The following is a 26,813-nucleotide window of genomic DNA, read 5'->3' on the forward strand; positions in this document are numbered from 1 at the left end:
CCACCGGAGTCCCCACTTTCCTCCCCCTGCCGTCCAAGACGGCCGTCCCCGCTGGTGAAACGGGCGTTTTGCCGCGGTCGCGACCCGTTCGAGGCCCCCGTGTCGGGGGATCTTGGCCGCCGCCCCCCACCCTCCCCCCACCACACTCCACGTCGCTCACCTGCAAAAACGCTGTGAAGTTCAGCTCATCAGAGCGTGCATCCGCGTTGACTGTGGTGAAAAGTGGGGTACGGTGGTGCTCAGTGGGGCGGAAGGGAGCCCCGTGGCCGGTTCCGGCGGGAAACCACCGGGTCCGGTAGGGAGGTGGCGGCCGATGTTCCTCGGCACCCACACCCCGAAGCTGGACGACAAAGGGCGGTTGACGCTGCCCGCGAAGTTCCGCGACGCGCTGGCAGGTGGGCTCATGGTCACCAAGGGGCAGGACCACTGCCTCTACGTCTTCCCGCGCGCCGAGTTCGAGCAGATGGCACGCAAGGTCGCCGAAGCCCCGTTCACCAACGAGGCGGTGCGCGCCTACCAGCGCTACCTGTTCGCCGGGACCGACGAGCAGCGTCCGGACGGCCAGGGGCGCGTCGCGATCGCGTCCGAGCTGCGGCGCTATGCCGGGCTCAACAAGGAGTGCGTGGTGATCGGCGCGATCACCAGGCTGGAGATCTGGGACGCCCAGGCGTGGCAGGTCTACCTGGACGAGCACGAAGACAGTTACGCGAAGGCTCAGGAAGAGGTACTACCGGGCGTTTTCTAGACGCGCGGTGGGTGTGTACCCACGCCGTCGGGGGGCGGGGGTCCCACTTGCGGCGTGGTACGCGGGAGACGTCCGACGGCGGATGTCGTGAGGCCTCTGTCCGCTCAAAGGCCCTGGTGCACCTTCCCCGGCACCAGGTTCTCAGCGGGCGGGCGGGGACCTGACGGCATCCGCCTCTGTCCATTCAGGAGCGGGGAGTCCATTCGGGAGCGAGAGGGGGTGGGGAAGTGACCGACGACGCGACGCACGTGCCGGTCCTGCTCGACCGCATCCTCGAACTGTTCGCACCGGCGCTGGACGGGAAACCCGCGGTGCTGGTCGACGCCACCGTCGGGCTCGGCGGGCACGCGGACGCGCTGCTGAGCGCGCACCCCGCGCTCCGCCTCATCGCGCTCGACCGCGACCCCAACGCGCTGGAGCGCTCCGCGCGGCGGCTCGCGCGCCACGGCGACCGCGTCGAGTTCGTGCACGCCGTCTACGACGAGCTGCCCGAGGTGCTGGACCGCTTTGGACTGTCGCATGTGGACGGAGTGCTGTTCGACCTCGGGGTCTCCTCGATGCAGCTCGACCTCGCCGAGCGCGGCTTCGCCTACTCGAAGGACGCGCCGCTGGACATGCGGATGGACCCGACCACCGGGCAGACCGCGGCCGACGTGCTGAACACCTACTCCGTCGGCGACCTCAGCCGGATCCTGCGCGACTACGGCGAGGAGAAGTTCGCCTTCAAGATCGCGAAGGCCGTGGTGGCCGACCGCGACGACGAACCCTTCGATCGCAGTGGCAGGCTCGTCGAGCTGCTCTACCGGGTGGTGCCCGCCGCGAGCAGGCGCACCGGCGGACATCCGGCGAAGCGCACGTTCCAGGCACTGCGCATCGAGGTCAACGGCGAGCTGGACGTGCTGCGGCGGGCTATCCCGGCCGCCCTCGACGCGCTGCCCGTCGGCGGCCGGATCGTCGTGGAGTCCTACCAGTCGCTGGAAGACCGCGTGGTCAAGCAGGCCATCGCGGAGCTGGCGAAGTCCCGTACCCCGCCGGGTCTCCCGGTGGAGCTGCCCGGGCACGGGCCGCGGGTGAAGCTGCTGACCCGCGGCGCGGAGAAGGCGGCACCGGAAGAAGTCGAGCACAACCCCCGCGCGGCGTCGGTGCGCCTGCGCGGGGCGGAGCGGATCGGAGTGGCGCCATGACAGCCCCCACGCGACCTCGCAGGCGTTCGGCGCAGTCGCCGGCGGCCGCGACCCGCGGGCGTGCCGGACGGGAGGCCTCCGAGGCCGCGCTGGCGCCGGAGGTCGAGCGGCCGCGGCGCCGCCAGAAGGAAGGCGAGCGCAGCGGCCAGCGCGGCCGGACGTCCGCGGCCGAGCGGGCCTACGCGCGGCGCGCGCAGCGCGCGGACCTGCTCCAGCAGCGAGTTGCGCACCCGAAGCCGCAGGAACAGCGCGCCGCCACGGGCACCCGGCTCAAGCTGCGGTGGCCGCGGTCGCGCGCGTCGTTCGTGGTGCTGATGATGTGCCTGCTCGCCGCGGGCGTCGCGACCACACTGTGGCTGTCCACGCAGGCGATCGCGGACTCGTACCGGCTGGAACAGGTGCGCAAGGACACCGCGGCGCTCACCGAACGCCAGCAGCAGCTGCAGCGGGCCGTGGCGCAGGACGAGTCGGCGTCGGCGCTGTCGCAGCACGCCCGCGACCTCGGCATGGTCCCCGGTGGCGACCCGGCGCGCATCGTCGTCAACTCCGACGGCTCCACGCGCGTCGTCGGCGAGCCGAAGAAGGCGACCGGTGCGGCGGCCACGGCTTCGGCGCCGCCGCCTCCGGCCGCCGCGGCGCCGGGCACCCAGCGCGGCGCGGTGCCGCACGAAGGCGATCAGCCCGCGGTACCGCAGGACGAGGTGTCCGCGCCACCGCAGCAACAGCAACAGCCGCAACCGCCGCAGCAGGGCCAGCAGGCGAACGGAGGACAGTGATGCCGGGCGCACCGACGCCACGCGGCGGGAGCCGCGCCATGCGGCCCCGGCCGGCCACCGCATACCGGCGCACCGCACAGCCGACGCGCATGCGCCGGGTGGCGGGCCGTCCGAAGGCGGGCGGCGGCGCGAGCCGGTTCACCGCGGTCAAGATCATCCTGATCGCGGTGCTCACCGTCGCGGGCCTGCAACTGGTCAGGGTGCAGGGTTTCGAGGCCTCCGCGCTGTCCGCGAAGGCGGAGCGGCAGCGGACCGAGACGATCGACATCCCGGCCAAGCGCGGGTCCATTGTGGACCGCAACGGCGCGCAGCTCGCGTTCAGCGTGGAAACCAGGATGCTGACGGTCAACCTGCGCCTGATGCGCAAGCAGTGGACCGAGTACGCGCAGCAGCATCCCGCGGAGGGCAAGAACTTCGAGACGCGCGCCGCCGAGGCGAGCAAGTACATCGCGAACGCGGTGCCGGGCAAGGTCACCGAGGAGAAGCTGCTGGAGCTGTTCCACAAGAACTCCGATTTCACCTACCTTGTCGACGGGGTGGAGCCCTCGATCGCCGACGACATCACGAATTCGAAGCACTTCCCGGAGATCGCCGAGGAGAAGCGCGCGGCGCGCGAGTACCCCGGCGGCACACTCGCGTCGAACCTGATCGGCTACGCGAACTGGCGCACCGACGACCAGGAGATCTCCAAGCACAACCTGCACGGGCTGACCGGGCTGGAGAACTCGCGGGACAACGACCTCGCGGGCACGCCGGGGCGCCGCATGGTGGACACCGCCAACGGGGACAACAAGGTCATCATCCCCGGCACCGAACGGGACCTGCAGCCCGCGGTCGCCGGTTCGGACCTCCAGCTCACCATCGACTCGGACGTCCAGTACGACCTGCAGCAGCGGTTGTCGGACTACGTGGCCAAGACGCACGCCAAGGGCGGCAGCGCGGTCATCATGGACGCGAAGACCAGCAAGGTCTACGCGCTGGCGAACGACAAGACGTTCGACCCCAACGACCCCAGCACCCGCAAGCCGGAGCTGATGGGCAACCCGGCGGTCTCGAACGCCTACGAGCCGGGTTCGGTGAACAAGATCGTCACCGCCACCGCGGCGATCGACTCGGGCGCCGCCACCCCGGACTCCACGGTCCAGGTGCCCGGTTCGCTGCAGGTCGCCGACCACACCGTGCACGACGCGTGGTCCCACGGGCTGCAGACGTTCAGCACGACCGGCATCTTCGCGAAGTCGTCGAACGTCGGGACGCTGCTGCTCGCGCAACGGGTCGGCCCGGACCGGTTCTCCGCGCTGCTCAAGCAGTTCGGCATCGGCCAGCGCACCGGGATCGGCCTGCCCGGCGAGAGCCCGGGGTACGTGCCGCCGCGCAGCCAGTGGTACGGCACCACGTTCGGGAACCTGCCGATCGGCCAGGGCCTTTCGATGACCGTGGTGCAGATGGCCGGGATGTACCAGGCCATCGCGAACAACGGCCTGCGCGTGGAGCCGAGGATCGTGGAGGCGAAGGTCGCCCCGGACGGCACGCGCCTGCCCGAACCGGCCCCGAAGAGCGCCCAGGTGGTCAGCCCGCAGGTCGCGAACACGGTCAAGGACATGATGCGCGCGGTGGCGCAGAAGGGTAAGGGCCAGAACAGCGGCACCGCGCCCACCGCGGCGCTGGAGGGGTACCAGATCTCCGGCAAGACCGGCACCGGCCAGCAGGTCGACCCGAAGACCAACGCCTACAGCGATCACCTGGAGAACATCACGTTCGCCGGGATCCTGCCCGCGGACAACCCCCGGTTCGTGGTCGGCATCCGGCTCGACGCGCCGGACACCACGCTGCCGCTCGGGCACTCCGCCGGTCCGCTGTTCCACGACATCGCGTCGTACTTGGCGCAGCGCTACAACATTCCACTGTCCGACGCGCCTTCTCCCGTGGTCCCGCTCGTCGTGAACCAGTGATCGGTAAGAGCGTCCTGCGTGGCGGTGCAAGCTGATGGCCCACAGCAAGCGGCTTCGCCGCTTGTGAACTGACCGTTTTCCTTCCTCCCGAAGGCCCCGCGTGCGAGCACCGTCCGCGCGGGGCCTTCGGCTGTCTTCGGGCGCCCGGAAAACGCAAGCGTCCACACGCAACGGGGGCCGGAAACCCCCGCCACGGGGGAGAAACACGCCCTAGGCCTACCGCGTGCGGTCGCGCCGACACGCCGCCGGTAACCTTCCGGCCGTGTCTGTCAACAACGATGGGCCTCGGGCCGGGACCGGCCGGGTCCCGGACAGCCCGGTGAAGGTGACCGCCGCGCCCCCGCGCCCCGCCCGGATCGAACCGGTTCCGCTGACGACCCTGGTCGCCCGCGCGGACGCCAGGCTCATCGCCGACGACCGTGGCGTGCGAGGCGCCGCCGCGGACGTCGCGGTGACCGGTGCGACGCTGCGCGCCCAGCAGGTGCTGCCAGGGGACCTCTTCGCCGCCCTGCCCGGCGCCAGGGCGCACGGCGCCGACTTCGCGGCCGACGCGATCGCCTCCGGCGCCGCCGCCGTGCTCACCGACGAGGCGGGCGCGCACCGGCCGGCGCTGGCCGACGCGGGCATCCCGGTGCTCGTCCACCCCGACCCGCGTGGCGTACTGGGCGCGGTCGCGGCCTGGATCTACGGCGAGCCGTCGCTGGAGCTGTCCGTGCTGGGCGTCACCGGCACCTCGGGCAAGACCACGACCGCCTACCTGATCGAGTCGGGCCTGCGCGCCGCCGGACGCACGACCGGGCTCATCGGCACGGTCGAGACCCGCATCGCGGGGGAGCGGCTGGCGAGCGCGTTCACCACGCCCGAGGCACCGGATCTGCAGGCGCTGCTCGCGGTGATGGTGGAGCAGGGCGTCACGCACGTGCCGATGGAGGTGTCGAGCCACGCGCTGGCGCTCGGGCGGGCCAACGGCACCCGGTTCGCGGTGGGCGCCTTCACCAACCTCTCGCAGGACCACCTCGACTTCCACCGCGACATGGAGGAGTACTTCGCGGCGAAGTCGCTGCTGTTCGACGGCCGGTCCACCACCGAGGTCGTGGTGATCGACGGCGCGTGGGGCCAGGCGCTGGTCACCGAGCACACCGTGACGGTGTCCACCGAACCCGGCACGTCCGCTACGTGGACGGCGAGCGATTTCGCCATCACCGGGACCGGCGAGCAGTCGTTCGTGCTGCACGGTCCCGGCGGGCTGGCGATCCCGTCGACGCTGCCGCTGCCCGGCGCGTTCAACATCGCCAACGCGACGCTCGCCGCCGCGATCCTCGACACCGCGGGCGTGAGCGGCCAGGAGATCGCCGACGGGCTCGCCTCGGTGGAGGTGCCCGGCCGGATGGAGCGGGTCTACCTCGGCCAGCAGTTCACCGCGGTGGTCGACTACGCGCACAAGCCCGCGGCGGTCGCGCAGGCGCTCGACGCGCTGCGCGCCCGCGCCGACGGCAGGGTCATCACCGTGCTGGGCTGCGGCGGCGACCGCGACACCGGCAAGCGCCCGCTGATGGGGGAGGCCGCGGCGAAGCGGAGCGACTTCCTGATCGTCACCGACGACAACCCGCGCAGCGAGGACCCGGCACTGATCAGGGCCGCCATGCTGGCCGGGGCGCGGTCCGCCGGCGGGCAGGCGGCCGAGATCGCCGAGATCGCCGATCGCAGGGAAGCCATCGCGCACGCGATCGAACTGGCCCTGCCCGGTGACGTCGTGCTGATCGCGGGGAAGGGGCACGAGACCGGCCAGGACTTCGGCGGCGTCGTGCACCCCTTCTCCGACCGTGACGAACTGGAGGCGGCCATCCGCCATCGGCTGGGAGCACACGCATGATCGAGCTGAGCCTCGCCGAGATCGCCGAGATCGTCGGCGGCACCCTGCACGGCACCGACGGGTCGCCGAAGGTGACCGGCACCGTCGAATTCGACTCGCGCAAGCTGACCGAGGGCGGGCTGTTCCTCGCGCTGCCGGGCGAACGCGTCGACGGCCACGACTTCGCCGCGCGCGCTGTCGAGGCCGGCGCGGCGGGCGTGCTGGCCGCGCGCCCGGTCGGCGCGCCGGCGGTCGTCGTGCCGCCGGTGGCCGTGGACGGGCCGTCCCGCGTCTACGCGCTGGCGGGCGACACCGACGGCAGCGGCGCCGCGGTGCTCGCGGCGCTGGCGAAGCTGGCCAGGGCGGTGACCGACCGGCTGGTCGCGGGCGGGCTGCTGGTGGTCGGCGTGACCGGGTCCGCGGGCAAGACCTCGACGAAGGACCTGATCGCGGCGCTGCTGTCCGAGCGCGGTGCGACGGTCGCGCCGCCCGGCTCGTTCAACAACGAGGTCGGCCTCCCGTGGACGGCGCTGCGCGCCGACGAGGAGACCGGGCACCTCGTGCTGGAGCTGTCCGCGCGCGGGATCGGCCACGTCGCCGCGCTGTGCGAGGTCGCGCCGCCGAAGATCGGCGTGGTGCTCAACGTCGGCACCCAGCACATGTCGGAGTTCGGCTCGCAGGACGTCATCGCGCAGGCGAAGGGCGAACTGGTCGAGGCGCTGCCGCCGGCCGGGGACGGCGGGGTCGCGGTGCTCAACGCCGACGACCACCGCGTCGCGGCCATGGCGGAGCGGACGAAGGCGCGCGTGCTCACCTTCGGCACCAGCGCCGCGGCCGACGTGCGGGCCACCGACGTCGTGCTCGACGAGCAGGCGCGGCCGGGGTTCCGGCTGGTCACCGAGGCGGGTGAGGCGCCGGTGCGGCTCGGGCTGCACGGCGCGCACCAGGTGTCGAACGCGCTGGCCGCGGCCGCGGTCGCGCTGGCGGCGGGTGCCACCGTCGAGGAGGCCGCCGCCGGGCTCACCCACGCGAAACCGGTTTCGGGCAAGCGGATGGCCGTGACCACCCGCGCCGACGGCGTCACCGTCATCGACGACTCGTACAACGCGAGCCCCGAGGCCGTGCGTGAGGCGCTCAAATCGCTGATGACCATCAGCAGGTCGGCAGGTGCCCACCGGCGCTCGTGGGCCGTGCTGGGCCCGATGGCCGAACTCGGCGAGAACCACACCCGGGTACACGATGAAATCGGCCGGCTGGCCGTGCGCTTAGATGTCAACCGCTTGGTCGTGGTGGGTGCGGCGGCACGGCCGATGCACCAAGGCGCGAGCATGGAAGGTTCTTGGGGAGAGGAGTCGGTCCTGGTGCCCGATGTGGACGCCGCGGTCGCGCTGCTGCGCGACGAGCTGCGCGAGGGTGACGTGGTCCTGGTGAAGGCCGCGAACTCGCAGCGCCTGTGGCGGGTTGCGGACGCGCTGCTGGCCGAGGGCGGTGACGCGTGATCAACATCCTGATCGCGGCCTCCGTCGGGCTGCTGGTCTCGATCCTGCTGACGCCCTACCTGATCAGGGTGTTCTCGCGGCAGGGCTTCGGGCAGGAGATCCGCGAGGAGGGCCCGCAGGGGCACAAGTCCAAGCGCGGCACGCCGACCATGGGCGGCGTGGCGATCATCATCGCGATGGTCGCGGGCTACTTCGTCGCGCACCTGATCACCTGGCTGACCGGGTCCGGCTCGGGGGCGCCGTCGGCGTCCGGCCTGCTGGTGCTGTTCCTGTCCGTCGCGCTCGGCGTGGTCGGCTTCCTCGACGACTTCATCAAGATCCGCCGCCAGCGCAACCTCGGCCTGAACAAGACCGCGAAGACGGTCGGGCAGCTCGTGGTGGCCGTGGTCTTCGCGATTCTGGTGCTGCAGTTCCCGGACTCCAACGGACTCACCCCGGCGTCGCAGAGCCTGTCCTACGTCCGCGACATCGCGCTCATCACGCTGCCGGTGATCGTGTTCATCCCGTTCTGCTTCATCGTGATCTCCGGCTGGTCGAACGCGGTGAACTTCACCGACGGGCTCGACGGCCTCGCGGGCGGCGCGGCCGCGATGGTGCTCGCGACCTACGTGGTGATCTCGTTCTGGCAGGGCAGGGTGAGCTGCACCAGCCTGGTGCAGGCCGCCTGCTACCACGTGCGCGACCCGTTCGACCTCGCCGTGGTGGCCGCCGCCGCGGCGGGCGCGTGCGTCGGCTTCCTGTGGTGGAACGCCGCGCCGGCGAAGATCTTCATGGGCGACACCGGTTCGCTCGCGCTCGGCGGGCTCGTCGCCGGGCTGTCCATGACCACCCGCACGGAACTGCTCGCGATCGTGATCGGCGGCCTGTTCATGGTCGAGATGATCTCGGTGGTGGCCCAGATCGCGGTGTTCAGGACCACGCGCAGACGGCTGTTCCGGATGGCCCCGTTCCACCACCACTTCGAGCTGGCCGGGTGGGCGGAAACCACGGTGATCATCCGGTTCTGGCTGCTGTCGGCGATCTGCTGCATGTTCGGCCTCGGCCTGTTCTACAGCGAGCAGCTCGGTGCGGGCGGCTGAGCCGATGGAACTGGCCGGTAAGCGCGTTCTGGTCGCGGGCGCCGGGGTCACCGGGAAGTCGGTCGTCGCCGCACTGTCCACTCTGGACGCCCGGATCACGGTCACCGACGGCGACGCGGGACGGTTGTCCGAACTGGACGGTCTCGGCGCGGAGCTGGTGCCGGGACTGGCCGAGCCGCCCGATGGCACCGACCTGGTGGTGACCAGCCCCGGCTGGCGGCCGTCCGCGCCACTGCTGGTGGCCGCGCGCGCGGCGGGCGTCGAGGTGATCGGCGACGTCGAGCTCGCCTGGCGGATCGGGCAGGGCCTGGCGAACCCGCCGAAGTGGCTCGCGGTCACCGGCACCAACGGCAAGACCACCACGGTGGGCATGCTCGAAGCGATCCTGCGCACGGGCGGCGCCGACGCGGTCGCCTGCGGGAACGTCGGCTACGCGGTGCTCGACGCGGTGCGCGGCGGGCACGAGGTGCTCGCGGTCGAGCTGTCGAGCTTCCAGCTGCACTGGTCGAACACGCTCGCGCCGCACGCCTCCGTGGTGCTCAACCTGGCCGAGGACCACATCGACTGGCACGGCTCGCTCGCCGAGTACGCCGCCGCGAAGGGCACGATCCACGCGCGCTCGGCCACCGTGATCGCCAACGCCGACGACGAGATGAGCGTGCGGCTCGCCGCCGAACACGGCGCGCCGTCGGCGAACCGGGTCTCCTTCGGCCTCGGCACACCCCGGGCCGGTGAGCTGGGCCTGGTCGAGGACCTGCTGGTGGACCGCGCTTTCGTGGCAGACCCGGCGCACGCCGAGGAACTGTGCGCGCTCGCCGACGTCCGCCCTCCCGGCCCGCACAACGTCGCCAACGCGCTGGCCGCCGCCGCGCTCGCCCGCGCCTTCGGCGTGCCGGCCGACGCGGTCCGCAAGGGGCTGCACGACTTCACCCCCGGCGCGCACCGCGCGGTCGAGGTGGCCGAGATCGGCGGCGTCCGCTACGTCAACGACTCCAAGGCCACCAACCCGCACGCGGCCGCGGGATCCCTGCTCGCGCACGAGCACCTGGTGTGGATCGCGGGCGGGCAGCTCAAGGGCGCCTCGGTGGACGAACTCGTCGCCGCGGCCGGTGGCAGGCTGCGCGGAGTCGTGCTACTCGGCGTGGATTCGCCGGTGATCGGCGCCGCGGTTGCGCGACACGCGCCGGATGTCCCGGTCCGGCAGGTGTCTTCGGGTGACGATGAGGCCATGACTGCGGCGGTGAGTGCGGCCAGGGCGATGGCGCGCCCTGGTGATGTCGTGCTGCTCGCGCCCGCGGCCGCCTCGCTGGACATGTTCCGGAACTACGCGCATCGTGGTGACGCGTTCGCGCAGGCGGTCGACGCTCTGAAGGCGGAGACCCAGCATGACGGCGGTTGACGAAGGCAGGAAGACCGGCGGGAAACGAGCCCCGCGCCGCAAGCGCGATCGGCCGGAGCGCGGTTTGGCGGCGGCGCGCACCGCGCTCACCGCCTGGCTCTCCCGCCCGCTCGCGTCTTTCCACCTCGTGCTGGCGATCTGCGGCCTGCTCACCGTGCTCGGCGTGATCATGGTGCTGTCGGCGTCCTCGGTGTCCTCCTACGACCCGAAGACCGGCAGCGGCGTCTACGCCCAGTTCCGGAAGCACCTGATGTTCGTCGGCCTCGGCGCGATCGTGTTCTGGCTCGGCCTGCGGGTGCCGCTGCGCAAGATCCGGCAGCTTTCCTCCACCGCGATGGTGGTCGGGCTCGTGCTGCTGATGCTCGTGCTGACCCCGCTCGGCACCGAGCACTTCGGCTCGAAGGGCTGGTTCGACCTCGCCGGGCTCTCGCTGCAGCCGGTGGAACTGGCGAAGGTGGCGCTCGCCCTGTGGGGCGCGCACATCCTCGTCACCAAGTACTCGGTGCTGCACCAGTGGCGGCACCTGCTCGTCCCGGTGGTGCCCGCCGCGCTGCTGATGTTCGCGCTCGTGATGGCGCAGCCCGACCTCGGCGGCACGGTCACCCTCGGCATCGTGCTGGTGTCCTTGCTGTGGTTCGCCGGCGCGCCGAAACGGCTCTTCGGGGTCATCGCGGCCGCCGGCCTCGCCGGTGTCGTGGTGCTGGCGTTGATCTCGAAGTACCGGCTCGACCGCGTGATGTCCTTCCTGAACCCCGAAAGCGACCCGACGGGCAAGGGCATGCAGGCGAACCAGGCGAAGTACGCGCTCGCCGACGGTGGCCTGTTCGGCAAGGGGCTCGCGCAGGGCCAGTCCAACTGGGGATACCTGCCGAACGTGCAGCACGACTTCATCTTCGCGCTGATCGGCGAGGAGCTCGGCTTCGTCGGCTGCATCGGCGTGATGGGGCTGTTCGGCCTGCTCGCCGTCGTGGGCCTGCGGATCGCCGCGCGCAACCTCGACCCGTGGATCCGGATCGTGGCAGGCACGCTGACCGTGTGGCTCGTGCTGCAGGCGGCCATCAACATCGGGTACGTGGTGGGCGTCCTGCCCGTCACCGGTGTGACGCTGCCCCTCATCTCCTACGGCGGCACGTCGCTGGTCGTGACGATGCTGCTGTTCGGCATACTGGCGAACTGTGCCCGGCACGAACCGGAGGCGGTGGCCGCACTGCGCACGCAGGGGCCAGGTAAGTTCGGGCGCCTGATGCGGCTGCCGGCACCGGATCCGTACCGCCCGCCCGCGAAGAAGCGCGGCGGGGGCGGCGGCAGGCCCGGCTCGGCGAAGGGCAGGCCGACCGGGCGCGGTGGCAGGCAGGCACAGCAGGCGGAGCGCCGCAGGGCGCCCGCCCCGGCGCGCCGGACGGGGTCCAGGGTCGCGGCGCCACGCGGAAGTTCGACATGGAGAGGTCATCGGTGAGCGAGCCCGTCAAGGGATCCGAGAAGGCGGCGCGAACGAGCGCCCCGACGATCGTGGTCGCGGGAGGCGGGACGGCAGGGCACATCGAGCCCGCGCTCGCGCTCGCGGACGCGGTCATGCGGCTGCGGCCCGACGCGTCGGTCGTGGCGCTGGGCACCGAGCGGGGGCTCGAGACCAAGCTCGTCCCCGAGCGGGGCTACCCGCTGGAGCTGATCCCGCCGGTGCCGATGCCGCGCAAGCCGACCCCGGAGCTGCTGCGGCTGCCGATGAAGGTGCGCGACTCGGTCAAGCAAACCCGCGCGGTGCTGGCGAAGGTGCACGCGGACGTGGTCGTCGGCTTCGGCGGGTACGTCGCGCTGCCCGCCTACCTCGCCGCGCGCGGGCGGACGCCGATCGTCGTGCACGAGGCCAACAAGCAACCGGGGCTGGCGAACAAGGTCGGCGCGCGGTTCGCGAAGCGGGTCGCGGTGGCCGTGCCCGGCACCCCGCTGCCCGGCGCCGAGGTCGTCGGCATCCCGTTGCGGCGCTCCATCACCACGCTGGACCGCGCCGAACTGCGCGCGAAGGCGCGTGAGCACTTCGGCCTCGACCCGGACGCGCCGACGCTGCTGGTCTTCGGCGGCTCGCAGGGCGCGCGGACGATCAACACCGCGCTTTCCGGTGCCGCCAAGGAGCTCGCGGACGCGGGCGTCGGCGTCCTGCACGCGCACGGGCCGAAGAACACCCTCGCCGTGCAGGAGTTCCCCGGCAGGCCCGCCTACGTCCCGGTGCCCTACCTGGAGCGGATGGACCTCGCCTACGCCGCCGCGGACGTGGTGGTGTGCCGCTCCGGCGCGATGACCGCGGCCGAGGTGTCCGCGGTGGGACTGCCCGCGGTGTTCGTGCCGCTGCCGATCGGCAACGGCGAGCAGGCCGTCAACGCGAAGCCCGCGGTCGACGCCGGTGCCGCGCTGATCGTCGACGACGCGGACCTGACGCCGTCGAAGGTCGCCGAACTGGTGGTGCCGCTGGTGACCGACGCCGCGCGCGTGGCGAAGATGAGCGCCGCCGCCGTCGGGCTCGGCCACCGCGAGGCCGACGAGGTGCTCGCGCGGATCGTGCTGGCGGCGGCCGGGGCGAAGGTGACCAGCGATGACTGAGCCCGAGCTGCCGGAAGCGCTGCGGCAGGCGCACCTGATCGGCATCGGCGGCGCCGGGATGAGCGGCATCGCGCGGATCCTGCTCGCCAGGGGCGCGCGGGTGTCCGGTTCGGACGCGAAGGAGTCGCGCGCGTTCCTCACGCTGCGCGCACAGGGCGCCGAGATCGCGATCGGCCAGCGCGCGGAGAACCTCGACGCCTTCCCGGACGGCCCGTCGGCGGTCGTGGTGTCCACCGCGATCAAGGAGACGAACCCGGAGCTGGTGGCGGCGCGCGAGCGCGGCATCACCGTGCTGCACCGCGCGCAGGCGCTCGCCGGGCTGATGGCGGGGCACCGGGTCGCCTGCATCGCGGGCACCCACGGCAAGACGTCGACCACCTCGATGCTCACCGTCGCGCTGCAGCACTGCCGCCTCGACCCGTCGTTCGCGATCGGCGGCGACCTCAACGAGTCCGGCGCGAACGCGCACCACGGCGAGGGCGGCCTGTTCGTCGCCGAGGCAGACGAGAGCGACGGCTCGTTCCTGACCTACTCGCCGTCGGTCGCGGTGGTCACCAACGTCGAGCCGGACCACCTCGACCACCACGGCACCGCCGAGGCCTACGTCGCCGTGTTCACCGAGTTCGTGCGCCGCATCGAGCCGGGTGGCGTGCTCGTGGTGTGCGCCGACGACGGGCCCGCGGACGAACTGGCCACGCGTGCCGAGGCCGACGGCGTGCGCGTGCAGCGGTACGGGCACGAGGTGACCGGCCCCGGCGACGCCAAGGTGCTCTCCTACACCCCGGCCCCGGACGGGGGAGTGGTCCGGATTTCCTTGCGGGGCACCGAAACCGACGTGCGCGTCGCGGTGCCCGGTGAGCACATGGCGCTCAACGCGGTGGCCGCGCTGCTGGCGGGCCTCGAACTCGGCGCGCCGCTGGACGGGCTCGTCGACGGGCTGGCCGCGTTCGGCGGCGTCCGCAGGCGGTTCGAGTTCAAGGGCCGCTCCGGCGACGGCGTCGGAGTCAGGGTCTACGACGACTACGCGCATCACCCGACCGAGGTCGAGGCGCAGCTGCGCGCGGTCCGCCACGCCGCCGGGTCCGGCCGCGTGGTGGTGCTGTTCCAGCCGCACCTGTACTCGCGGACCAAGACGTTCTCCGCCGAGTTCGCCGAGGCGCTCGGGCTCGCCGACGAGGTCGTCGTGCTCGACGTGTTCGGCGCGCGCGAGGAACCCGAGCCGGGGGTGACCGGCGCGCTCATCGCCGACCAGGTCACCGGCGCGTCGGTGCGCTACGAGCCCGCGTTCGACCGCGCCGCGGTACTCGCCGCGGATCTGGTGAAACCGGGTGACCTGGTGGTGACCATGGGCGCGGGCGACGTGACCCAGCTCGGCCCCGAGATCATCGCGGAGCTCGACCGCCGGGGCGGGCACGGGTAGGCCGCGGTGACCTCGACCAGGACCACGACCAGGACGGCGGCGAAGCAGCGCGCGGACCGGCGGCGGGCGGGCCGCGCCCGCCAGGAGCGCGAGCCGGTGCAGCGCCGCGGCCGCCGCTCTTCGGTCGCGCGCCAGCGCACCGGCACCCGCCCCTCGCGCCGCAAGGCGCTGCGGCGCCGGTGGGTGGCGCTCCTGACGGTGCTGGCGCTCGCCGGGATCGGCTACGTCGTGTTCTTCACCTCGCTGCTCGGCGTCAAGTCGGTCGAGGTGTCCGGTGCCAGCGGGTCGGTCACCGCGGACGGCGTCCGCGCCGCGGCGGCCGTGCCCGATCGCATCCCGCTGATCCGGCTCGACACCGACGGCGTCCGCGAGCGCGTGCTCGCGATGCCGGGGGTGGCGACGGCGGAGGTGTCGCGGTCGTGGCCGAACACCGTCGAGGTCACGGTGACCGAGCGGACCCCGGTCGCCTACTTCAACAGCGGTGACGCGCTGCACCTCGTGGACGGCGGCGGGGTCGTGTTCAAGGTGGTCAAGGACAAGCCGGCCGGGTTGCCCGAGATCAAGCTGCCGAGGGTGGGCCCGGAAGACCCGTTGACGCGCGCGGTCACCGGCGTGCTCGCCGCGGTGCCGCTGCAGTTGCGCACTCAGGTGGTCGCCGTCGGCGCGGCCACGCCGGGCAGCGTGGAGCTGACGCTGGCCACGGGCAAGACGGTGCGCTGGGGCGACGCCTCGCAGGGCGACCGCAAGGCGAAGGTGCTCGCGGCGCTGCTCACCAGGGACGGCAAGACCTACGACGTGTCGGCGCCCGAGCTGCCGACGATTTCGTGAACGACGTGCTCGCCGGTGCGCGCTGGCGGTCGGAAAGCGGCGCGCCGCGCCCGGATCGCGTCGAGATCGCCGACGACCGGATGACCGCCGACGTCGCGTTCCGGCTGGCCTCCGGCGGCACGGCACTGGTGTGGCGCGGTGACTTCGTGAACGCGCGGCAGCTGCTGAGCGCCATGGGAAGGCGCGTCGAACGGTCGCGCCGCCGCGTCCCGCTCGCGTCCACAGTGGACGAATTCCGCCGCCATCGGCAGGCGCGGGCGCGACGGGCCCGCATTCTCGGGATGCTCCTGGTACCGCTCGAAGACGGCTACGAGGTTCCGTTGCGGCGCGCTCCGGATGTCCGCGACGCCTGCCGGGAGGCCTACGGGGAGAGCGACGGGCCTTCGGTGGTCGCTCTGCGCGAGCTGCTCGGCGTGGTCGGCGCGCACGAGTGGCGGCGCAAGGGAGTGGACGTGCCCGCGCTCGGGGCGAAGATCCACCCGCACTACGGCGTGTTCTCCCCGGTCCGGGGCGAGTACGTGGACCTGGTGGCCGGGGCGGCGCTGCCGTCGGCCGAACTGGCCTTCGACATCGGCACGGGCTCGGGTGTGCTCGCCGCGCTGCTCGCCCGGCGCGGGGTGGCGAAGGTGGTGGCCACCGACGCCGACGACCGGGCGCTGGCCTGCGCGCGCGACAACATCGGACGGCTGGGCTGCGCGGACACCGTCGAGGTCGTGCGGGCGGACCTGTTCCCGCCCGGCCGCGCGCCGCTGGTGGTGTGCAACCCGCCGTGGGTGCCCGCGAAACCGTCGTCACCGCTGGAACACGCGGTGTACGACCCCGGCAGCCGGATGCTGCGGGGTTTCCTCGGCGGGCTCCCGGCGCACCTCGCCGATGGCGGCGAAGGCTGGCTCGTGCTGTCGGACTTCGCCGAGCACCTCGGGCTCCGCACCCGCGACGAGCTGCTCGGATGGATCGACGCCGCCGGGCTCGTCGTGCTGGATCGCGCGGACATCGCGCCGCGGCACCCGAAGGCCGCCGACCGCGACGATCCGCTGCACCACGCCCGCGCCGCGGAGACGACCTCGCTGTGGCGGCTGGGACGGGCGGACCCGGTGCCACAGCGGTAGTTTCGATCTTGTCACCGCTGGGGACGAGGAAAGGAACGGCGAACCGTGCCCGACGACTTCAACGCCAAGATCATCGAAGAGTTCCGCGCCAACGGGGGAAAGGTCGGCGGCCCGTTCGAGGGCGGCGATCTGCTGCTGCTCACCCACACCGGTGCGAAATCGGGGAAGCCGAGGGTGTCGCCGCTCGCCTACGTCAAGGACGGCGACCGGTACGTGATCATCGCGTCGAAGGCGGGCGCTCCGGAAAACCCCGCTTGGTACCACAACGTCAAGGCGAACCCGGCGGTCACGGTCGAGGTGGGCACCGAGAAGCTCACCGCGACCGCGCGCCAGGTGGAAGACGACGCCGAGCGCGACGCGCTCTACGCGCGCATGGTGGAGAAGATGCCCGGTTTCGCCGACTACGAAAAGAAGACCACGCGCCGCATCCCGGTCGTCGCACTGGAGCCTTGATCCCGGGGACCGCGAGTTGTCGCGAGGGCGGAGATCGCGGCGGCGGATGCCCCGAAGGTGACCTTCGGGGCATCCACCGCCGGATCGCTCGCGAGGGTCAGGCGAGTGCGGCGTCGAGGGTGATCGTGGTGCCGGACAGGGCCTTGCTCACCGGGCAGGTCTGCTCGGCGGTCTTGGCGAGCTCGGCGAACTTGTCCGCGTCCACGCCGTCGATCTTGGCGCGCAGCGTGATCGCGATGCCGCTGATCTCGAAGCCGCCGCCCTGAGCCGGTCCGAGCGTCACTTCGGCGCTGACGTCGATCGAATCCGCGACGAGCTGCTGCGATTCGAGCACGCCGGAGAGGTTCATCGCCAGGCACGACGAGTGCGCGGCGGCGATGAGCTCCTCGGGGCTGGTCTGCCCGTCCGGATTGCCCGACCGGGTCGGGAACGAGACGGCGAACGTGCCCGCGTTGGACGAGTCGAGCGTGACCTCGCCCGTGCCCTTCTGCAGACCGCCGACCCAGTGGGTGGTGGCGTCACGGCTTGGCATGGCTTCCTCCTGAATCCAGTGCTGAATCGTGGGTGTTCGCGACGGCCGATTCGGTGACCCGTCGCAGGATGGTGATCAGTGCCCGCCGCTCTTCGTCGTCGAGGCCGAGCGCACAGCCGATCGCGGGCGGCACTTCGAGCGCGCGCTCGCGCAGTGCCTCACCTTTCCCGGTGAGGTTGATGGTGACGCTGCGCTCGTCGGTGGCGAGCCGGTGACGCGCCACCAGCCCGTTCGATTCGAGCCGCTTGAGCAGCGGGGACACCGTGCCGTAGTCCAGGTGGAGCGCCGCGCCGATCTCCTTCACCGGCCGGGCGTCCCGTTCCCACAGCACCAGCATGACCAGGTACTGGGGATAGGTGAGCCCGAATTCGGCCAGCAGCGGCCGGTACACGTCGGTGACGGCCCGCGACGCCGCGTAGAGGGCGAAACAGGCCTGTTCTTCGAGGAGCAAGGCGCGGTCGGAAGACGGCATGACAACAACATAGCCCGCGATTACATCGTGTGCAAGGTAATCGGGTCAGCTCTTTTTCGGGGGCAGCGGGAAGAACCCGCTGGTGCGCTCGACGTAGTGCGCGTACGCCGGGCGCGTTTGCCGCATTCCCTTCTCCAGCATGGGTTTCCCGGTGCCGCGTGCGAGCGTGAAGGTCATCGCCAGCGGCGAGAGGATCGTCGCCGCGCCCGGCCACCAGGTGCACGCGAGCAGGTACAGGCCCCACCACGCGCACGCGTCGCCGAAGTAGTTCGGGTGCCGGGTGTAGCGCCACAGCCCGGTGTCGAGCACCTTTCCCCGGTTCGCGGAATCGGCCTTGAACCGGCGGAGCTGCTCGTCGCCGATCGTCTCGAAGGCGAACCCGATCAGCCACACCGCGACGCCGAGCCACGCGGTGACCGTGAACCCGTGCCCGTACTGCGCGAACTGCACCGGCAGCGACACGAACCAGAGCACCACGGCCTGCATCAGGTAGGTCCGCACGAAGATCCGGCCCGGCCCCCCGCGCTCGGCGATGCGCGCGTACCGCGGATCCTCCGGCAGCCCGCGGTTGCGCAGGTGCAGGTGCGCCGAGAGCCGGACGCCCCACACCACGGTCAGCGCGGTGACGGTGAGCCGGACCGCGAAGTCCCCATCGGACAGTCCGAACGCGACGATGGCGACGAGTGCGAACCCGAGGCCCCAGAACGTGTCGACGGTGTCGTACCGGCGCCGCGCACGCGCGATCCCGAACGTGACCGAGATGGCGGCCAGCGTCGCGCCCGCGGTCCACGCGAGCGTCGCGCCGATCACGGCCAGTCCCTCGTCGCGGGCATCCCGCTCGAACCGGACGCGGTGGGTTTCGCGGCCAGGACCTGGTCGACGCCCATCCGGTTCTCCTCGAAGGCCAGCGCACCGCCGGCGAGGTAGAGCCGCCACACCCTGGCTCCGGACTCGCCGATGAGGGCGACGGCGTCGCCCCAGCGCGCTTCGAGCGTATCGGCCCAGGCCCGCACCGTGCGCGGGTAGTGCTCGCGCATCGCGTGCACGTCCCTGATCTCGAACCCGGCCCCTTCGAGGTGGCCGAGCGTCGCGCTGAGGGGGCGCATGGTCATATCAGGCGCGATGTACCGCTCGATGAACGCGCCGCCGCCCGGCGCGACCGCGCCCCGCGACATCTGCTGCAGCACCAACCGCCCGCCCGGCCGGAGCATGCGGTGCAGCGTGCCCGCGTACGCCGGGTAGTTCTCCTCGCCGACGTGCTCGCCCATCTCGATCGAGGCCACCGCGTCGAACGGCGGGTCGATCAGCTCGCGGTAGTCCTGGCGCCGCACCTCGACGCGGTCTTCGAGATCGAGCGCCGAAACCCTGGCGCGCACGTGCTGCAACTGCTGGGCCGACAGCGTCACCCCCACGGCGTCGACCCCGTGGTGCTTGGCGGCGTGCACCAGCAGCGAACCCCAGCCGCAGCCGACGTCGAGCAGGCGCATCCCCGGCTTCAGCCCGAGCTTGTGGCACACCATTTCGAGCTTGTCCCACTGCGCCTGCGCGACGCCGTAATCCGCGTCTTCGGAAGTCCAGTACCCGCTCGAATACGCCATCGACTCGTCCATCAGGAGCTGGTAGAACGCGTTGCTCAGGTCGTAGTGGTGCGCGATGGCCGACCGGTCGCGCAGCAGGCTATGCAGCTTCCCGCTCAGGCGCGCCTCCTCCGACGGCGGCGCCGGTGGCGGACCGAGCACGCCGAGGCGGGCGGCCAGCCCGGCCGCCCGCGCCCACTCCTTCAGTCCCAGGTGGACGGAGGAGAGCGCGCCGGAGCGGGTCAGCGCCCAAACGCGCCGGAACCCCTCGGTGAGGTCGCCGTCGACGTCGAGGTCACCGGAGACGTACGCACGGGCCAGGCCGAGCTCGCCCGGCGCGTAGAGCAGCCTGCGCAGCGCGCGCCGGTTCTTCAGCACCACCACCGGCCCGTCGCGCGGCCCGGCGCGGCCGCCGTCCCAGGTGCGCAGGCCCACCGGCAGCGCGCCGCCGAGCAGGGATCCGGTGTAGTTCGCGAGAAGATCCGCGGCAGTCGTAGGCATGCCGGGGATTCGGCACGCGCGCCCGCGCGGATTGGCGGGCTGTGGTGCGCGTCACGCGGCCAATCCGGGACGGGGCCGGCGGCGAATACCCGGCGTGGAGACGACGAGAGAGCGAATCGGGGTCGTGGGCAGCGGGATCGCCGGGCTCACCGCCGCCTACCTCCTGCAGCGGCGGTACGACGTGCTGCTGTTCGAGGCCGACGGCAGGCTGGGCGGGCACGCGCACACCCACGACGTGCCGAGCGCGCACGGCGGCACGATCGGGGTCGACTCCGGGTTCATCGTGCACAACGAGCGCACCTACCCGAACCTGATCCGGCTGTTCCGCGAGCTGAACGTGGCGACGAAGGAAACCGAGATGTCGATGAGCATCCGGTGCGGCGGCTGCGGTCTCGAATACGCGGGGGCGAAGGGCGCGCGAGGCCTGTTCGCGCGGCCGCGCAACTTCGCCCGCGCCTCCTACGTGCGCATGCTGGCGGAGGTGAAGCGGTTCCACCGGCACGCGCGGCGCGTGCTCGACGCACCGGAGGCCGGTGACGTCACCCTCGGCGCGTTCCTCGCGATCGGCGGGTACAGCAGGTACTTCCTCGACCACTTCATGCTGCCGCTGGTGTCCACGGTGTGGTCGGCCGACCGCGGTGACACGCTGCGCTACCCGGCGCGCCACCTGTTCGCCTTCCTCGGCAACCACGGCATGCTGTCGGTCAGCGGCTCGCCGACGTGGCGGACGGTGGCGGGCGGATCCCGCGAATACGTGGAACGCGCCGCGAAACAGCTGACCGCGGTCCATCTGTCCACTTCGGTCCGCGCGCTGACCAGGACCGGCGGGCGCGTGGAAATCCGCGACGACGGCGATTCCGTGCACACGGTCGACCGCGTCGTGCTGGCCACGCACCCCGACCAGGCGCTGCGGGTGCTGACGAACCCCACGGACGCCGAGCGCGAGGTGCTCGGCGCGTTCCGGTACTCGAAGAACGACGCGTGGCTGCACACCGACTCGTCGATCCTGCCCGCCGCCGAGGCCGCGCGGGCGGGCTGGAACTACGCGAGCGAGCACTGCGGCGCCGACGGCGGCGCGGTCCAGGTCAGCTACGACATGAACCGGCTGATGCGGCTGGAGGAGCCGACCCGGTACGTCGTCACGCTCAACCCGGCGGTGCCGCCGTCGCCGGACTCGGTCGTCGCGCGGATGACCTACGACCATCCCGTCTACACGCCGGAATCGGTCGCGGCCCAGCGCAGGCTGCCGGAGCTGAACACCCCGGTGACCGCCTACGCGGGCGCCTACCACGGCTGGGGCTTCCACGAGGACGGGTGCGCCTCCGGCGTGCGTGCCGCGGAATCGCTGGGGGTGAGCTGGTGAAGCCGTCCCTGTACGACGCCACGGTGGCGCACGTGCGGCGGGGGAGCCCGCCGAAGTCGTTCGCACACCGGATCTTCCTGTGGTTCGTCGACGTCGACGAACTGCCGCGCCTGCCGCGGTGGCTGCGCCCGTTCGCGCGCTTCGACACCCGTGACCACTTCCGCGCGGACGACCCGCGCCCGATCCGGTCCAAAGTGGACGCGTGGCTGGCCGGGCGGGGCGTCGACCTCGGCGGCGGCCGGGTCGTCATGCTCGCCTCGGCCAGGGTGCTCGGGCACGTGTTCAACCCGATCAGCCTCTACTGGTGCCACCGCGCGGACGGCACACTGGCCTGCGTCGTCGCCGAGGTGCACAACACCTACCGCGGCAGGCACGCCTACCTGCTGCACACCGACGCGGACGGTCTGGCCCGCGCGGACAAGGAGTTCTACGTGTCCCCGTTCCAGAGCATGGACGGGGAGTACCGGATGAGCCTGCCCGAGCCGGACGGCCTGCTCGCCGTGACGGTGACGCTGCACCAGGGCGGGCAGACCCCGCTGGTGGCCACCCTGCGCGGGGTGCGCCGCCGTGCGACCGTTCGGGAGGTGGTCCGCATGACGCTCGCGCGCCCGCTGGTGCCCCAGCGGGTATCGGGTCTCATCCGGAAGCACGGCATAGCGTTGTGGGCCAAGGGCGCGCGGATCAGCCGCCGTACCGCCGCGACGGCGGGAGGGGAGTTCCATGGATGAGTCCGCGAGGCAGGACCGGCCCCGTGCCATCCGCGCCGTCGGCACCCCGCCCCAGCCGGTCGAAGGGCCGACGCCGGAGGAGTTGCTGGTCGAGGTCGCCAAGGGCGACGAGCGCGCGTTCGAGCAGCTTTACGACCGGCTCTCCGGGCCGATTTTCGGCCTGGTGCGGCGGATCCTGCGCGACCCGGCGCAGTCCGAAGAGGTCGCGCAGGAAGTGCTCGTCGAGCTGTGGCGCACCGCGACGCGGTATTCGCCGTCGCGGGGGAGCGCGATGAACTGGGCGATGACGCTGGCGCACCGCAGGGCCGTCGACCGGGTGCGGTCGGCGCGGGCGAGCACCGAACGCGAAGAGAAGGCCACCTTCGAAGCCAGCCGGAACCGGCCCTTCGACGAGGTGGCGGAATCGGTGAACGCGCGGTGGGAGCGCCAGCAGGTGCGCAAGTGCCTGTCGCACCTCACCGAGTTGCAGCGCGAGTCCGTCGTACTGGCGTACTACCAGGGCTATACCTATCGGGAAGTCGCCGACGTGCTGTCGGCGCCGCAGGGCACCGTGAAGACCCGCCTGCGGGACGGCCTGATCAGGCTGCGGGACTGCTTGGGGGTGATGGCGTGACCACGCCGGAGATGCACACGCTGGCGGGCGCATTCGCGGTCGACGCGTTGAGCGAACACGAAAGGGCGCGGTTCCAGCGCCACCTGGAGGAGTGCGAGTCGTGCGCGCAGGAGGTGCGCGAGCTGCGGGCGACGGCGGCACGGCTCGGCGCGGCGGAGGCCGCGGAGCCACCGCCGGGGCTGAAGGCAGCCGTGCTCGCCGCGGTGCGCGAGACGGTCCAGCAGCCACCCAGCGTCGAGCCGCCGCAGGAGCGGTCGCGGCGGAGTTCCCGTGTCCCGCGGTGGGTCGTCGGCGTCGTCGCGGCGGCCGCCATCGCCGGGCTCGCGCTCGCCGGGGTGTTCGGCGGCATCGCCTTGCGGTCGCAGGGCGAGCTGACCACCGCGCAGCAGCAGATCGCCCAGGCGAAGGAGCGCTACGCCCCGGTCGCCGAGCTGCTCGCCGCACCGGACGCCAAGACCGTGCACGGCGCGGCGTCGATCGGCGGCGGTGGCACGGTCGTGATGTCGGCGTCGCTGAACAAGATGATGTTCATGGCGTCGCGGCTGCCCCCGCACGGCGAGGGCAGGGACTACCAGGTGTGGCTGATGACCCCGGGCTCCGCGCCGCGCTCGGCCGGCGTGCTGCCTGCCGGGGCGGAGGGTGGCCAGCTCGTGCTCGCGTCCGGGGTGGACGGAACCACGCAGGTGGCGCTGACACTGGAGCCGAGCGGCGGTTCTCCCGCACCGACTTCGAATCCCGTGCTGAGCGTTTATACGGCGTGAAGCGGGACGCCCCGGGACGCGAAACACCGTTGTCCCGGGGCCTTTCGCCGTGCACGAGAAAAATCCTTGTGGCGAAACACCTTTCGCGACACGCGGCGTGGCTGCTGGATTCGCGACCTCCCTGTCCCTACGGTTCTCCAGCAACGCCGGTAGTTGACATAACTCTAACCATAAAGTTGAGGTTGAGAGTTTGGCTCGGGGTCCGGCCCCGGACCTGCCAGCGCCCCGGCGGGCAGTACGAGAAGTCACGATCAGGAAGGCGGACCCGATGACGCCCCCGCACAACTACCTTGCGGTGATCAAGGTCGTCGGCATCGGCGGAGGCGGCGTGAACGCCGTCAACCGCATGATCGAGGTCGGCCTCAAGGGTGTCGAGTTCATCGCGGTGAACACCGACGCGCAAGCACTGCTCATGTCCGATGCCGACGTCAAGCTCGACATCGGCCGCGAACTGACCCGCGGCCTCGGTGCCGGCGCCGCCCCCGAGGTGGGGCAGCGCGCCGCCGAGGACCACCGCGAAGAGATCGAAGAAGTGATCAAGGGCGCGGACATGGTGTTCGTGACCGCGGGGGAGGGCGGCGGCACCGGCACCGGCGGCGCGCCCGTCGTCGCGCAGATCGCCCGCAAGCTCGGCGCGCTCACCATCGGTGTGGTCACGCGCCCGTTCACCTTCGAGGGCAAGCGGCGCAGCAAGCAGGCCGAAGAGGGCATCCAGCAGCTGCGCAACGAGTGCGACACCCTCATCGTGATCCCGAACGACCGGCTGCTGCAGCTCGGTGACATCGGCGTCTCGCTGATGGACGCGTTCCGCTCGGCGGACGAGGTGCTGCTCTCCGGTGTCCAGGGCATCACCGACCTGATCACCACCCCCGGTCTGATCAACCTGGACTTCGCCGACGTCAAGAGCGTGATGTCCGGCGCGGGCAGCGCACTGATGGGCATCGGCTCGGCACGTGGCGAGGGCCGTGCCGTGCAGGCGGCCGAGAAGGCGATCAACTCGCCGCTGCTCGAGGCCTCCATGGACGGTGCCCACGGTGCGCTGCTGTCCATCGCGGGCGGTTCCGATCTCGGCCTGTTCGAGATCAACGAGGCCGCGTCGCTGGTGCAGGAGTCCGCGCACCCCGAGGCCAACATCATCTTCGGGACGATCATCGACGACTCGCTCGGCGACGAGGTGCGGGTCACCGTGATCGCCGCCGGGTTCGACGCCGGTGCCCCGACGCACAAGAAGCTCGAGCCCGAGTCGGTCGGCCTGCGCGGGAACGGCTCCTCGTCGAACACCGCGTCCGCCGAGGCGGGCCGCGTCGGCGGGAACGGGTCGGCACCGCACCAGCAGCCGCACAACCCGGCGCCGACCGGGGCCACCCCGGTGCCGCCCGCGGGCAACGGCTTCCCGGTGACCCCGCCGCGCACCCCGGCCGGGAACACGCCGCCCGGCGGGCTTCCGCAGCCGGGCGCTTCCCGTGGCGGCTACCCGCCGCCGCGGAGCACGCAGGGCAGCACCCACGGCAGCCTGCCCGGCCGCGCCGTCCCGGTCACCGACGACCCCTCGGACGACGACGTCGACGTGCCGCCCTTCATGCGCCGCTGACCCGGCACGAGCTCCGGTGGGGCCCGCATGCCCTGAAGGCTGCTTCGGTAGAGGTCAAGGCGGGGTTCACTGCGCATTCCCCGAAGGGAGCCTTCGGGGAAGCTGACGCCGCGAAGGTGACCTTCAGGGCGTCAGCGGGGCCATGCGCTGTGCTGTGGCGGCCGGGAACGCGGCGTTGGACGTCCTGAAGGCGCCCTGCAGGGGTGTGTATGCCGAGGATGCGGCCTTCGCCGGCCTGCCCGGCTCCGGGGCGCATCCCCCGGCGGCTCCGCGCTTCCGCCACCCATGTGGTTGGGTTGGTGCTGAAGGGTTTCGGGCTTCCGGGAGGGCTTGTGCGAGTTCGGCGAGTGGTCACCACGAGGGCGGGCGGGTCGTCACGGCCGCCGTACGACTCCTTCAACCTCGCGGACCACGTCGGCGACGACGAAGGCGCGGTGTTCGCCAACCGCAAGCGCCTCGCCTCCGAACTAGGCCTGTGCGAGGACAGCCTGGCCTGGATGGAACAGATCCACGGCCGCACGGTCACCACGGTCGACGGCACCGAGACCGCGGCGGCCGAGGCGACCGACGCGCTGGTCACCGCGACACCGGGGGTGGCCGTGGTGGTGCTCGTCGCCGACTGCGTCCCGGTGCTGCTCGCCGACGCCGAAGCGGGTGTCGTGGCGGCGGTCCACGCGGGACGGGTCGGCGCCAGGGTCGGCGTCGTTCCCGCGACCCTCGAGGCGATGCGCGCCGCGGGAGCGGAGACGGGCCGGATCGAAGCGCTGCTCGGCCCGGCGATCTGCGGCGAGTGCTACGAGGTGCCGCGGCAGATGGCCGACGACGTCGAGGCGCACCTTCCCGGCAGCACCTGCACGACGCGCAAGGGCACGCCGGGCCTCGACCTGCGCGCGGGCCTGTGGCGCCAGCTCGCCGACGCCGGGATCGGCAAGCTCGGCGCCGATCCCCGGTGCACCGCCGAGGAGGACACCCTGTTCAGCTACCGCCGCACCGGCACCACCGGCAGGCTCGCGGCGCTGACCTGGATCGAGCCGTGAGCGAGCAGCGGCGGGCCGAGCTCGCCGAGTCGCTCGCGGAGGTGCGCGCCCGGATCGGCGCCGCGTGCGCGGACGCCGGGCGCGACCCCGGTGAGGTGCGCCTGCTCGCGGTGACCAAGACCTTTCCCGCCGCCGACGCCGCGCTGCTCGCCGAGCTGGGGATCACCGATCTCGCGGAGAACCGGGACCAGGAGGCCGCCGCGAAGGCGCGCGAGCTGTCCGGGCTGTCCATCCGCTGGCACATGGTGGGCAGGATGCAGCGCAACAAGGCGCGGTCCGTCGCCAGGTGGGCGGCCGAGGTGCAGTCGGTCGACTCGCCGAGGCTGGCCGAGGCGCTCGCCAAGGCCGTCCGTGCCGCACTCGACGACGGTGACCGTGCGCAACCACTGGACGTCCTCGTCCAAGCCTCCCTGGACGACGCTGAGGGCCGCGGAGGCTGTCCGCTGGACGAGCTGGACGCACTGACGGAAGTCGTAGCTCGTTCGAGTGAACTCCGGCTCCGTGGGCTGATGGCGGTCGCTCCGCTGGGCGCGGACCCGGCGCCCGCGTTCGCCAGGCTCGCCGCGGCGGCGGAACGGACGCGGCGGGAGCACCCCGGAGCGACCGAAGTGTCCGCCGGGATGAGCGGTGACCTCGATGTGGCCATCCACCACGGCTCCACGTGTGTGCGTGTCGGAACCGCGTTGCTCGGTGGCCGCGGTTTAGCCTCGCTCTAAGGGAGTTGCACCCGGCCAGGATCGCCTGTTT

General features: G+C 72.1%; 25 protein-coding genes. 21 read left to right on the plus strand and 4 right to left on the minus strand.

From position 1 onward, the window contains the following. Nucleotides 1–313 precede the first annotated feature (313 nt). The 14 genes from mraZ (at nt 314) to ABD256_RS04610 (ending at nt 16,891) form a co-directional block, all read left to right on the plus strand. Entirely contained in the window at nt 314–745 is a 432-nt protein-coding gene (gene mraZ, locus ABD256_RS04545; protein ID WP_344413734.1) for a division/cell wall cluster transcriptional repressor MraZ, read from the plus strand. Between the two features lie 227 nt (nt 746–972). Next, nucleotides 973–1,929: a 16S rRNA (cytosine(1402)-N(4))-methyltransferase RsmH gene (rsmH, locus tag ABD256_RS04550; protein WP_344413736.1), complete on the plus strand. Its 957-nt coding sequence runs from the start codon at nt 973–975 to the stop codon at nt 1,927–1,929. Next, nucleotides 1,926–2,705 carry a cell division protein FtsL gene (ftsL, locus tag ABD256_RS04555; protein ID WP_344413738.1) on the plus strand — a complete coding sequence of 260 codons (780 nt, stop codon included), beginning with the start codon at nt 1,926–1,928 and terminating at the stop codon, nt 2,703–2,705. Before rsmH ends, ftsL begins: the two co-directional genes overlap by 4 nt. Nucleotides 2,706–2,743: 38 nt before the next feature. Beyond that, nucleotides 2,744–4,657 (plus strand): peptidoglycan D,D-transpeptidase FtsI family protein, encoded by a 1,914-nt coding sequence (locus ABD256_RS04560; protein WP_425546375.1) that lies wholly within the window; start codon nt 2,744–2,746, stop codon nt 4,655–4,657. Between the two features lie 319 nt (nt 4,658–4,976). Continuing rightward, entirely contained in the window at nt 4,977–6,530 is a 1,554-nt protein-coding gene (locus tag ABD256_RS04565; RefSeq protein ID WP_344414197.1) for a UDP-N-acetylmuramoyl-L-alanyl-D-glutamate--2,6-diaminopimelate ligase, read from the plus strand. Continuing rightward, nucleotides 6,527–8,008 (plus strand): UDP-N-acetylmuramoyl-tripeptide--D-alanyl-D-alanine ligase, encoded by a 1,482-nt coding sequence (locus tag ABD256_RS04570; RefSeq protein WP_344413740.1) that lies wholly within the window; start codon nt 6,527–6,529, stop codon nt 8,006–8,008. Before ABD256_RS04565 ends, ABD256_RS04570 begins: the two co-directional genes overlap by 4 nt. Next, nucleotides 8,005–9,087, plus strand: a complete 1,083-nt coding sequence (gene mraY / locus ABD256_RS04575) for a phospho-N-acetylmuramoyl-pentapeptide-transferase (RefSeq protein WP_344413742.1) — start codon at nt 8,005–8,007, stop codon at nt 9,085–9,087. The genes ABD256_RS04570 and mraY overlap by 4 nt, the downstream gene beginning before the upstream one ends. 4 nt (nt 9,088–9,091) lie before the next feature. Further along, nucleotides 9,092–10,486, plus strand: a complete 1,395-nt coding sequence (gene murD / locus ABD256_RS04580) for a UDP-N-acetylmuramoyl-L-alanine--D-glutamate ligase (protein ID WP_344414199.1) — start codon at nt 9,092–9,094, stop codon at nt 10,484–10,486. Continuing rightward, nucleotides 10,473–11,942 (plus strand): putative lipid II flippase FtsW, encoded by a 1,470-nt coding sequence (gene ftsW / locus ABD256_RS04585; protein WP_344413744.1) that lies wholly within the window; start codon nt 10,473–10,475, stop codon nt 11,940–11,942. Before murD ends, ftsW begins: the two co-directional genes overlap by 14 nt. Continuing rightward, the gene (gene murG / locus ABD256_RS04590; protein ID WP_344413746.1) at nt 11,939–13,081 is read left to right on the plus strand and encodes an undecaprenyldiphospho-muramoylpentapeptide beta-N-acetylglucosaminyltransferase; all 1,143 of its coding nucleotides are present in this window, start codon (nt 11,939–11,941) and stop codon (nt 13,079–13,081) included. The genes ftsW and murG overlap by 4 nt, the downstream gene beginning before the upstream one ends. Beyond that, on the plus strand, nt 13,074–14,501 hold the full coding sequence (gene murC, locus ABD256_RS04595; protein WP_344413748.1) for a UDP-N-acetylmuramate--L-alanine ligase: 1,428 nt from the start codon (nt 13,074–13,076) through the stop codon (nt 14,499–14,501). Before murG ends, murC begins: the two co-directional genes overlap by 8 nt. Before the next feature lie 6 nt (nt 14,502–14,507). After that, a complete protein-coding gene (locus tag ABD256_RS04600; RefSeq protein ID WP_344413750.1) occupies nt 14,508–15,329 on the plus strand; it encodes a cell division protein FtsQ/DivIB in 822 nt (273 codons plus the stop codon). A gap of 5 nt (nt 15,330–15,334) precedes the next feature. Next, nucleotides 15,335–16,438, plus strand: coding sequence for a 50S ribosomal protein L11 methyltransferase (locus ABD256_RS04605; protein WP_425546384.1), 1,104 nt, complete (start codon nt 15,335–15,337; stop codon nt 16,436–16,438). 45 nt (nt 16,439–16,483) lie between these two features. Continuing rightward, a complete protein-coding gene (locus ABD256_RS04610; RefSeq protein WP_344413754.1) occupies nt 16,484–16,891 on the plus strand; it encodes a nitroreductase family deazaflavin-dependent oxidoreductase in 408 nt (135 codons plus the stop codon). A gap of 97 nt (nt 16,892–16,988) precedes the next feature. Here the strand turns inward: ABD256_RS04610 and ABD256_RS04615 are convergent, their stop codons facing one another. The 4 genes from ABD256_RS04615 to ABD256_RS04630 are packed head-to-tail and all read right to left on the minus strand — an operon-like array spanning nt 16,989 to nt 19,973. Beyond that, nucleotides 16,989–17,423 carry an OsmC family peroxiredoxin gene (locus ABD256_RS04615; RefSeq protein ID WP_344413756.1) on the minus strand — a complete coding sequence of 145 codons (435 nt, stop codon included), beginning with the start codon at nt 17,421–17,423 and terminating at the stop codon, nt 16,989–16,991. After that, nucleotides 17,410–17,895: a MarR family winged helix-turn-helix transcriptional regulator gene (locus ABD256_RS04620; RefSeq protein ID WP_344413758.1), complete on the minus strand. Its 486-nt coding sequence runs from the start codon at nt 17,893–17,895 to the stop codon at nt 17,410–17,412. The genes ABD256_RS04615 and ABD256_RS04620 overlap by 14 nt, the downstream gene beginning before the upstream one ends. Before the next feature lie 45 nt (nt 17,896–17,940). Beyond that, nucleotides 17,941–18,705, minus strand: coding sequence for a DUF1295 domain-containing protein (locus ABD256_RS04625; protein WP_425546376.1), 765 nt, complete (start codon nt 18,703–18,705; stop codon nt 17,941–17,943). Then, the gene (locus ABD256_RS04630; protein WP_344413760.1) at nt 18,702–19,973 is read right to left on the minus strand and encodes a class I SAM-dependent methyltransferase; all 1,272 of its coding nucleotides are present in this window, start codon (nt 19,971–19,973) and stop codon (nt 18,702–18,704) included. Before ABD256_RS04630 ends, ABD256_RS04625 begins: the two co-directional genes overlap by 4 nt. A gap of 94 nt (nt 19,974–20,067) precedes the next feature. Here ABD256_RS04630 and ABD256_RS04635 point away from each other — a divergent pair, with 94 nt between their 5' ends. From ABD256_RS04635 to ABD256_RS04665, 7 genes are all read left to right on the plus strand, one after another. Next, nucleotides 20,068–21,336 carry an NAD(P)/FAD-dependent oxidoreductase gene (locus tag ABD256_RS04635; protein WP_344413762.1) on the plus strand — a complete coding sequence of 423 codons (1,269 nt, stop codon included), beginning with the start codon at nt 20,068–20,070 and terminating at the stop codon, nt 21,334–21,336. Continuing rightward, complete coding sequence (locus tag ABD256_RS04640; RefSeq protein ID WP_344414203.1) at nt 21,330–22,064, plus strand: DUF1365 domain-containing protein; 735 nt, start codon at nt 21,330–21,332, stop codon at nt 22,062–22,064. Before ABD256_RS04635 ends, ABD256_RS04640 begins: the two co-directional genes overlap by 7 nt. After that, complete coding sequence (locus ABD256_RS04645; RefSeq protein WP_344413764.1) at nt 22,057–22,677, plus strand: sigma-70 family RNA polymerase sigma factor; 621 nt, start codon at nt 22,057–22,059, stop codon at nt 22,675–22,677. Before ABD256_RS04640 ends, ABD256_RS04645 begins: the two co-directional genes overlap by 8 nt. After that, complete coding sequence (locus ABD256_RS04650) at nt 22,674–23,438, plus strand: anti-sigma factor (protein WP_344413766.1); 765 nt, start codon at nt 22,674–22,676, stop codon at nt 23,436–23,438. Before ABD256_RS04645 ends, ABD256_RS04650 begins: the two co-directional genes overlap by 4 nt. Nucleotides 23,439–23,706: 268 nt before the next feature. Next, a complete protein-coding gene (gene ftsZ, locus ABD256_RS04655) occupies nt 23,707–25,029 on the plus strand; it encodes a cell division protein FtsZ (protein WP_344413768.1) in 1,323 nt (440 codons plus the stop codon). A 332-nt stretch (nt 25,030–25,361) separates the two neighbouring features. Next, nucleotides 25,362–26,066: a peptidoglycan editing factor PgeF gene (pgeF, locus tag ABD256_RS04660; protein ID WP_344413770.1), complete on the plus strand. Its 705-nt coding sequence runs from the start codon at nt 25,362–25,364 to the stop codon at nt 26,064–26,066. Further along, nucleotides 26,063–26,782, plus strand: a complete 720-nt coding sequence (locus ABD256_RS04665; RefSeq protein WP_344413772.1) for a YggS family pyridoxal phosphate-dependent enzyme — start codon at nt 26,063–26,065, stop codon at nt 26,780–26,782. Before pgeF ends, ABD256_RS04665 begins: the two co-directional genes overlap by 4 nt. Nucleotides 26,783–26,813 lie beyond the last annotated feature (31 nt).

It is taken from the genome of Amycolatopsis minnesotensis (assembly GCF_039529815.1).
GTDB lineage: Bacteria > Actinomycetota > Actinomycetes > Mycobacteriales > Pseudonocardiaceae > Amycolatopsis > Amycolatopsis minnesotensis.

What these genes read in the sequence shown, in the direction of transcription:
- ABD256_RS04620 (WP_344413758.1), bottom strand. Translation starts at nt 17,895, where the DNA reads ATGCCGTCTTCCGACCGCGCCTTGCTCCTCGAAGAACAGGCCTGTTTC.
- ABD256_RS04630 (WP_344413760.1), bottom strand. Translation starts at nt 19,973, where the DNA reads ATGCCTACGACTGCCGCGGATCTTCTCGCGAACTACACCGGATCCCTG.
- ftsZ (WP_344413768.1), top strand. Translation starts at nt 23,707, where the DNA reads ATGACGCCCCCGCACAACTACCTTGCGGTGATCAAGGTCGTCGGCATC.
- ABD256_RS04645 (WP_344413764.1), top strand. Translation starts at nt 22,057, where the DNA reads ATGGATGAGTCCGCGAGGCAGGACCGGCCCCGTGCCATCCGCGCCGTC.
- murD (WP_344414199.1), top strand. Translation starts at nt 9,092, where the DNA reads ATGGAACTGGCCGGTAAGCGCGTTCTGGTCGCGGGCGCCGGGGTCACC.
- ftsL (WP_344413738.1), top strand. Translation starts at nt 1,926, where the DNA reads ATGACAGCCCCCACGCGACCTCGCAGGCGTTCGGCGCAGTCGCCGGCG.
- ftsW (WP_344413744.1), top strand. Translation starts at nt 10,473, where the DNA reads ATGACGGCGGTTGACGAAGGCAGGAAGACCGGCGGGAAACGAGCCCCG.
- ABD256_RS04615 (WP_344413756.1), bottom strand. Translation starts at nt 17,423, where the DNA reads ATGCCAAGCCGTGACGCCACCACCCACTGGGTCGGCGGTCTGCAGAAG.
- ABD256_RS04570 (WP_344413740.1), top strand. Translation starts at nt 6,527, where the DNA reads ATGATCGAGCTGAGCCTCGCCGAGATCGCCGAGATCGTCGGCGGCACC.
- ABD256_RS04560 (WP_425546375.1), top strand. Translation starts at nt 2,744, where the DNA reads ATGCGGCCCCGGCCGGCCACCGCATACCGGCGCACCGCACAGCCGACG.
- murC (WP_344413748.1), top strand. Translation starts at nt 13,074, where the DNA reads ATGACTGAGCCCGAGCTGCCGGAAGCGCTGCGGCAGGCGCACCTGATC.
- mraZ (WP_344413734.1), top strand. Translation starts at nt 314, where the DNA reads ATGTTCCTCGGCACCCACACCCCGAAGCTGGACGACAAAGGGCGGTTG.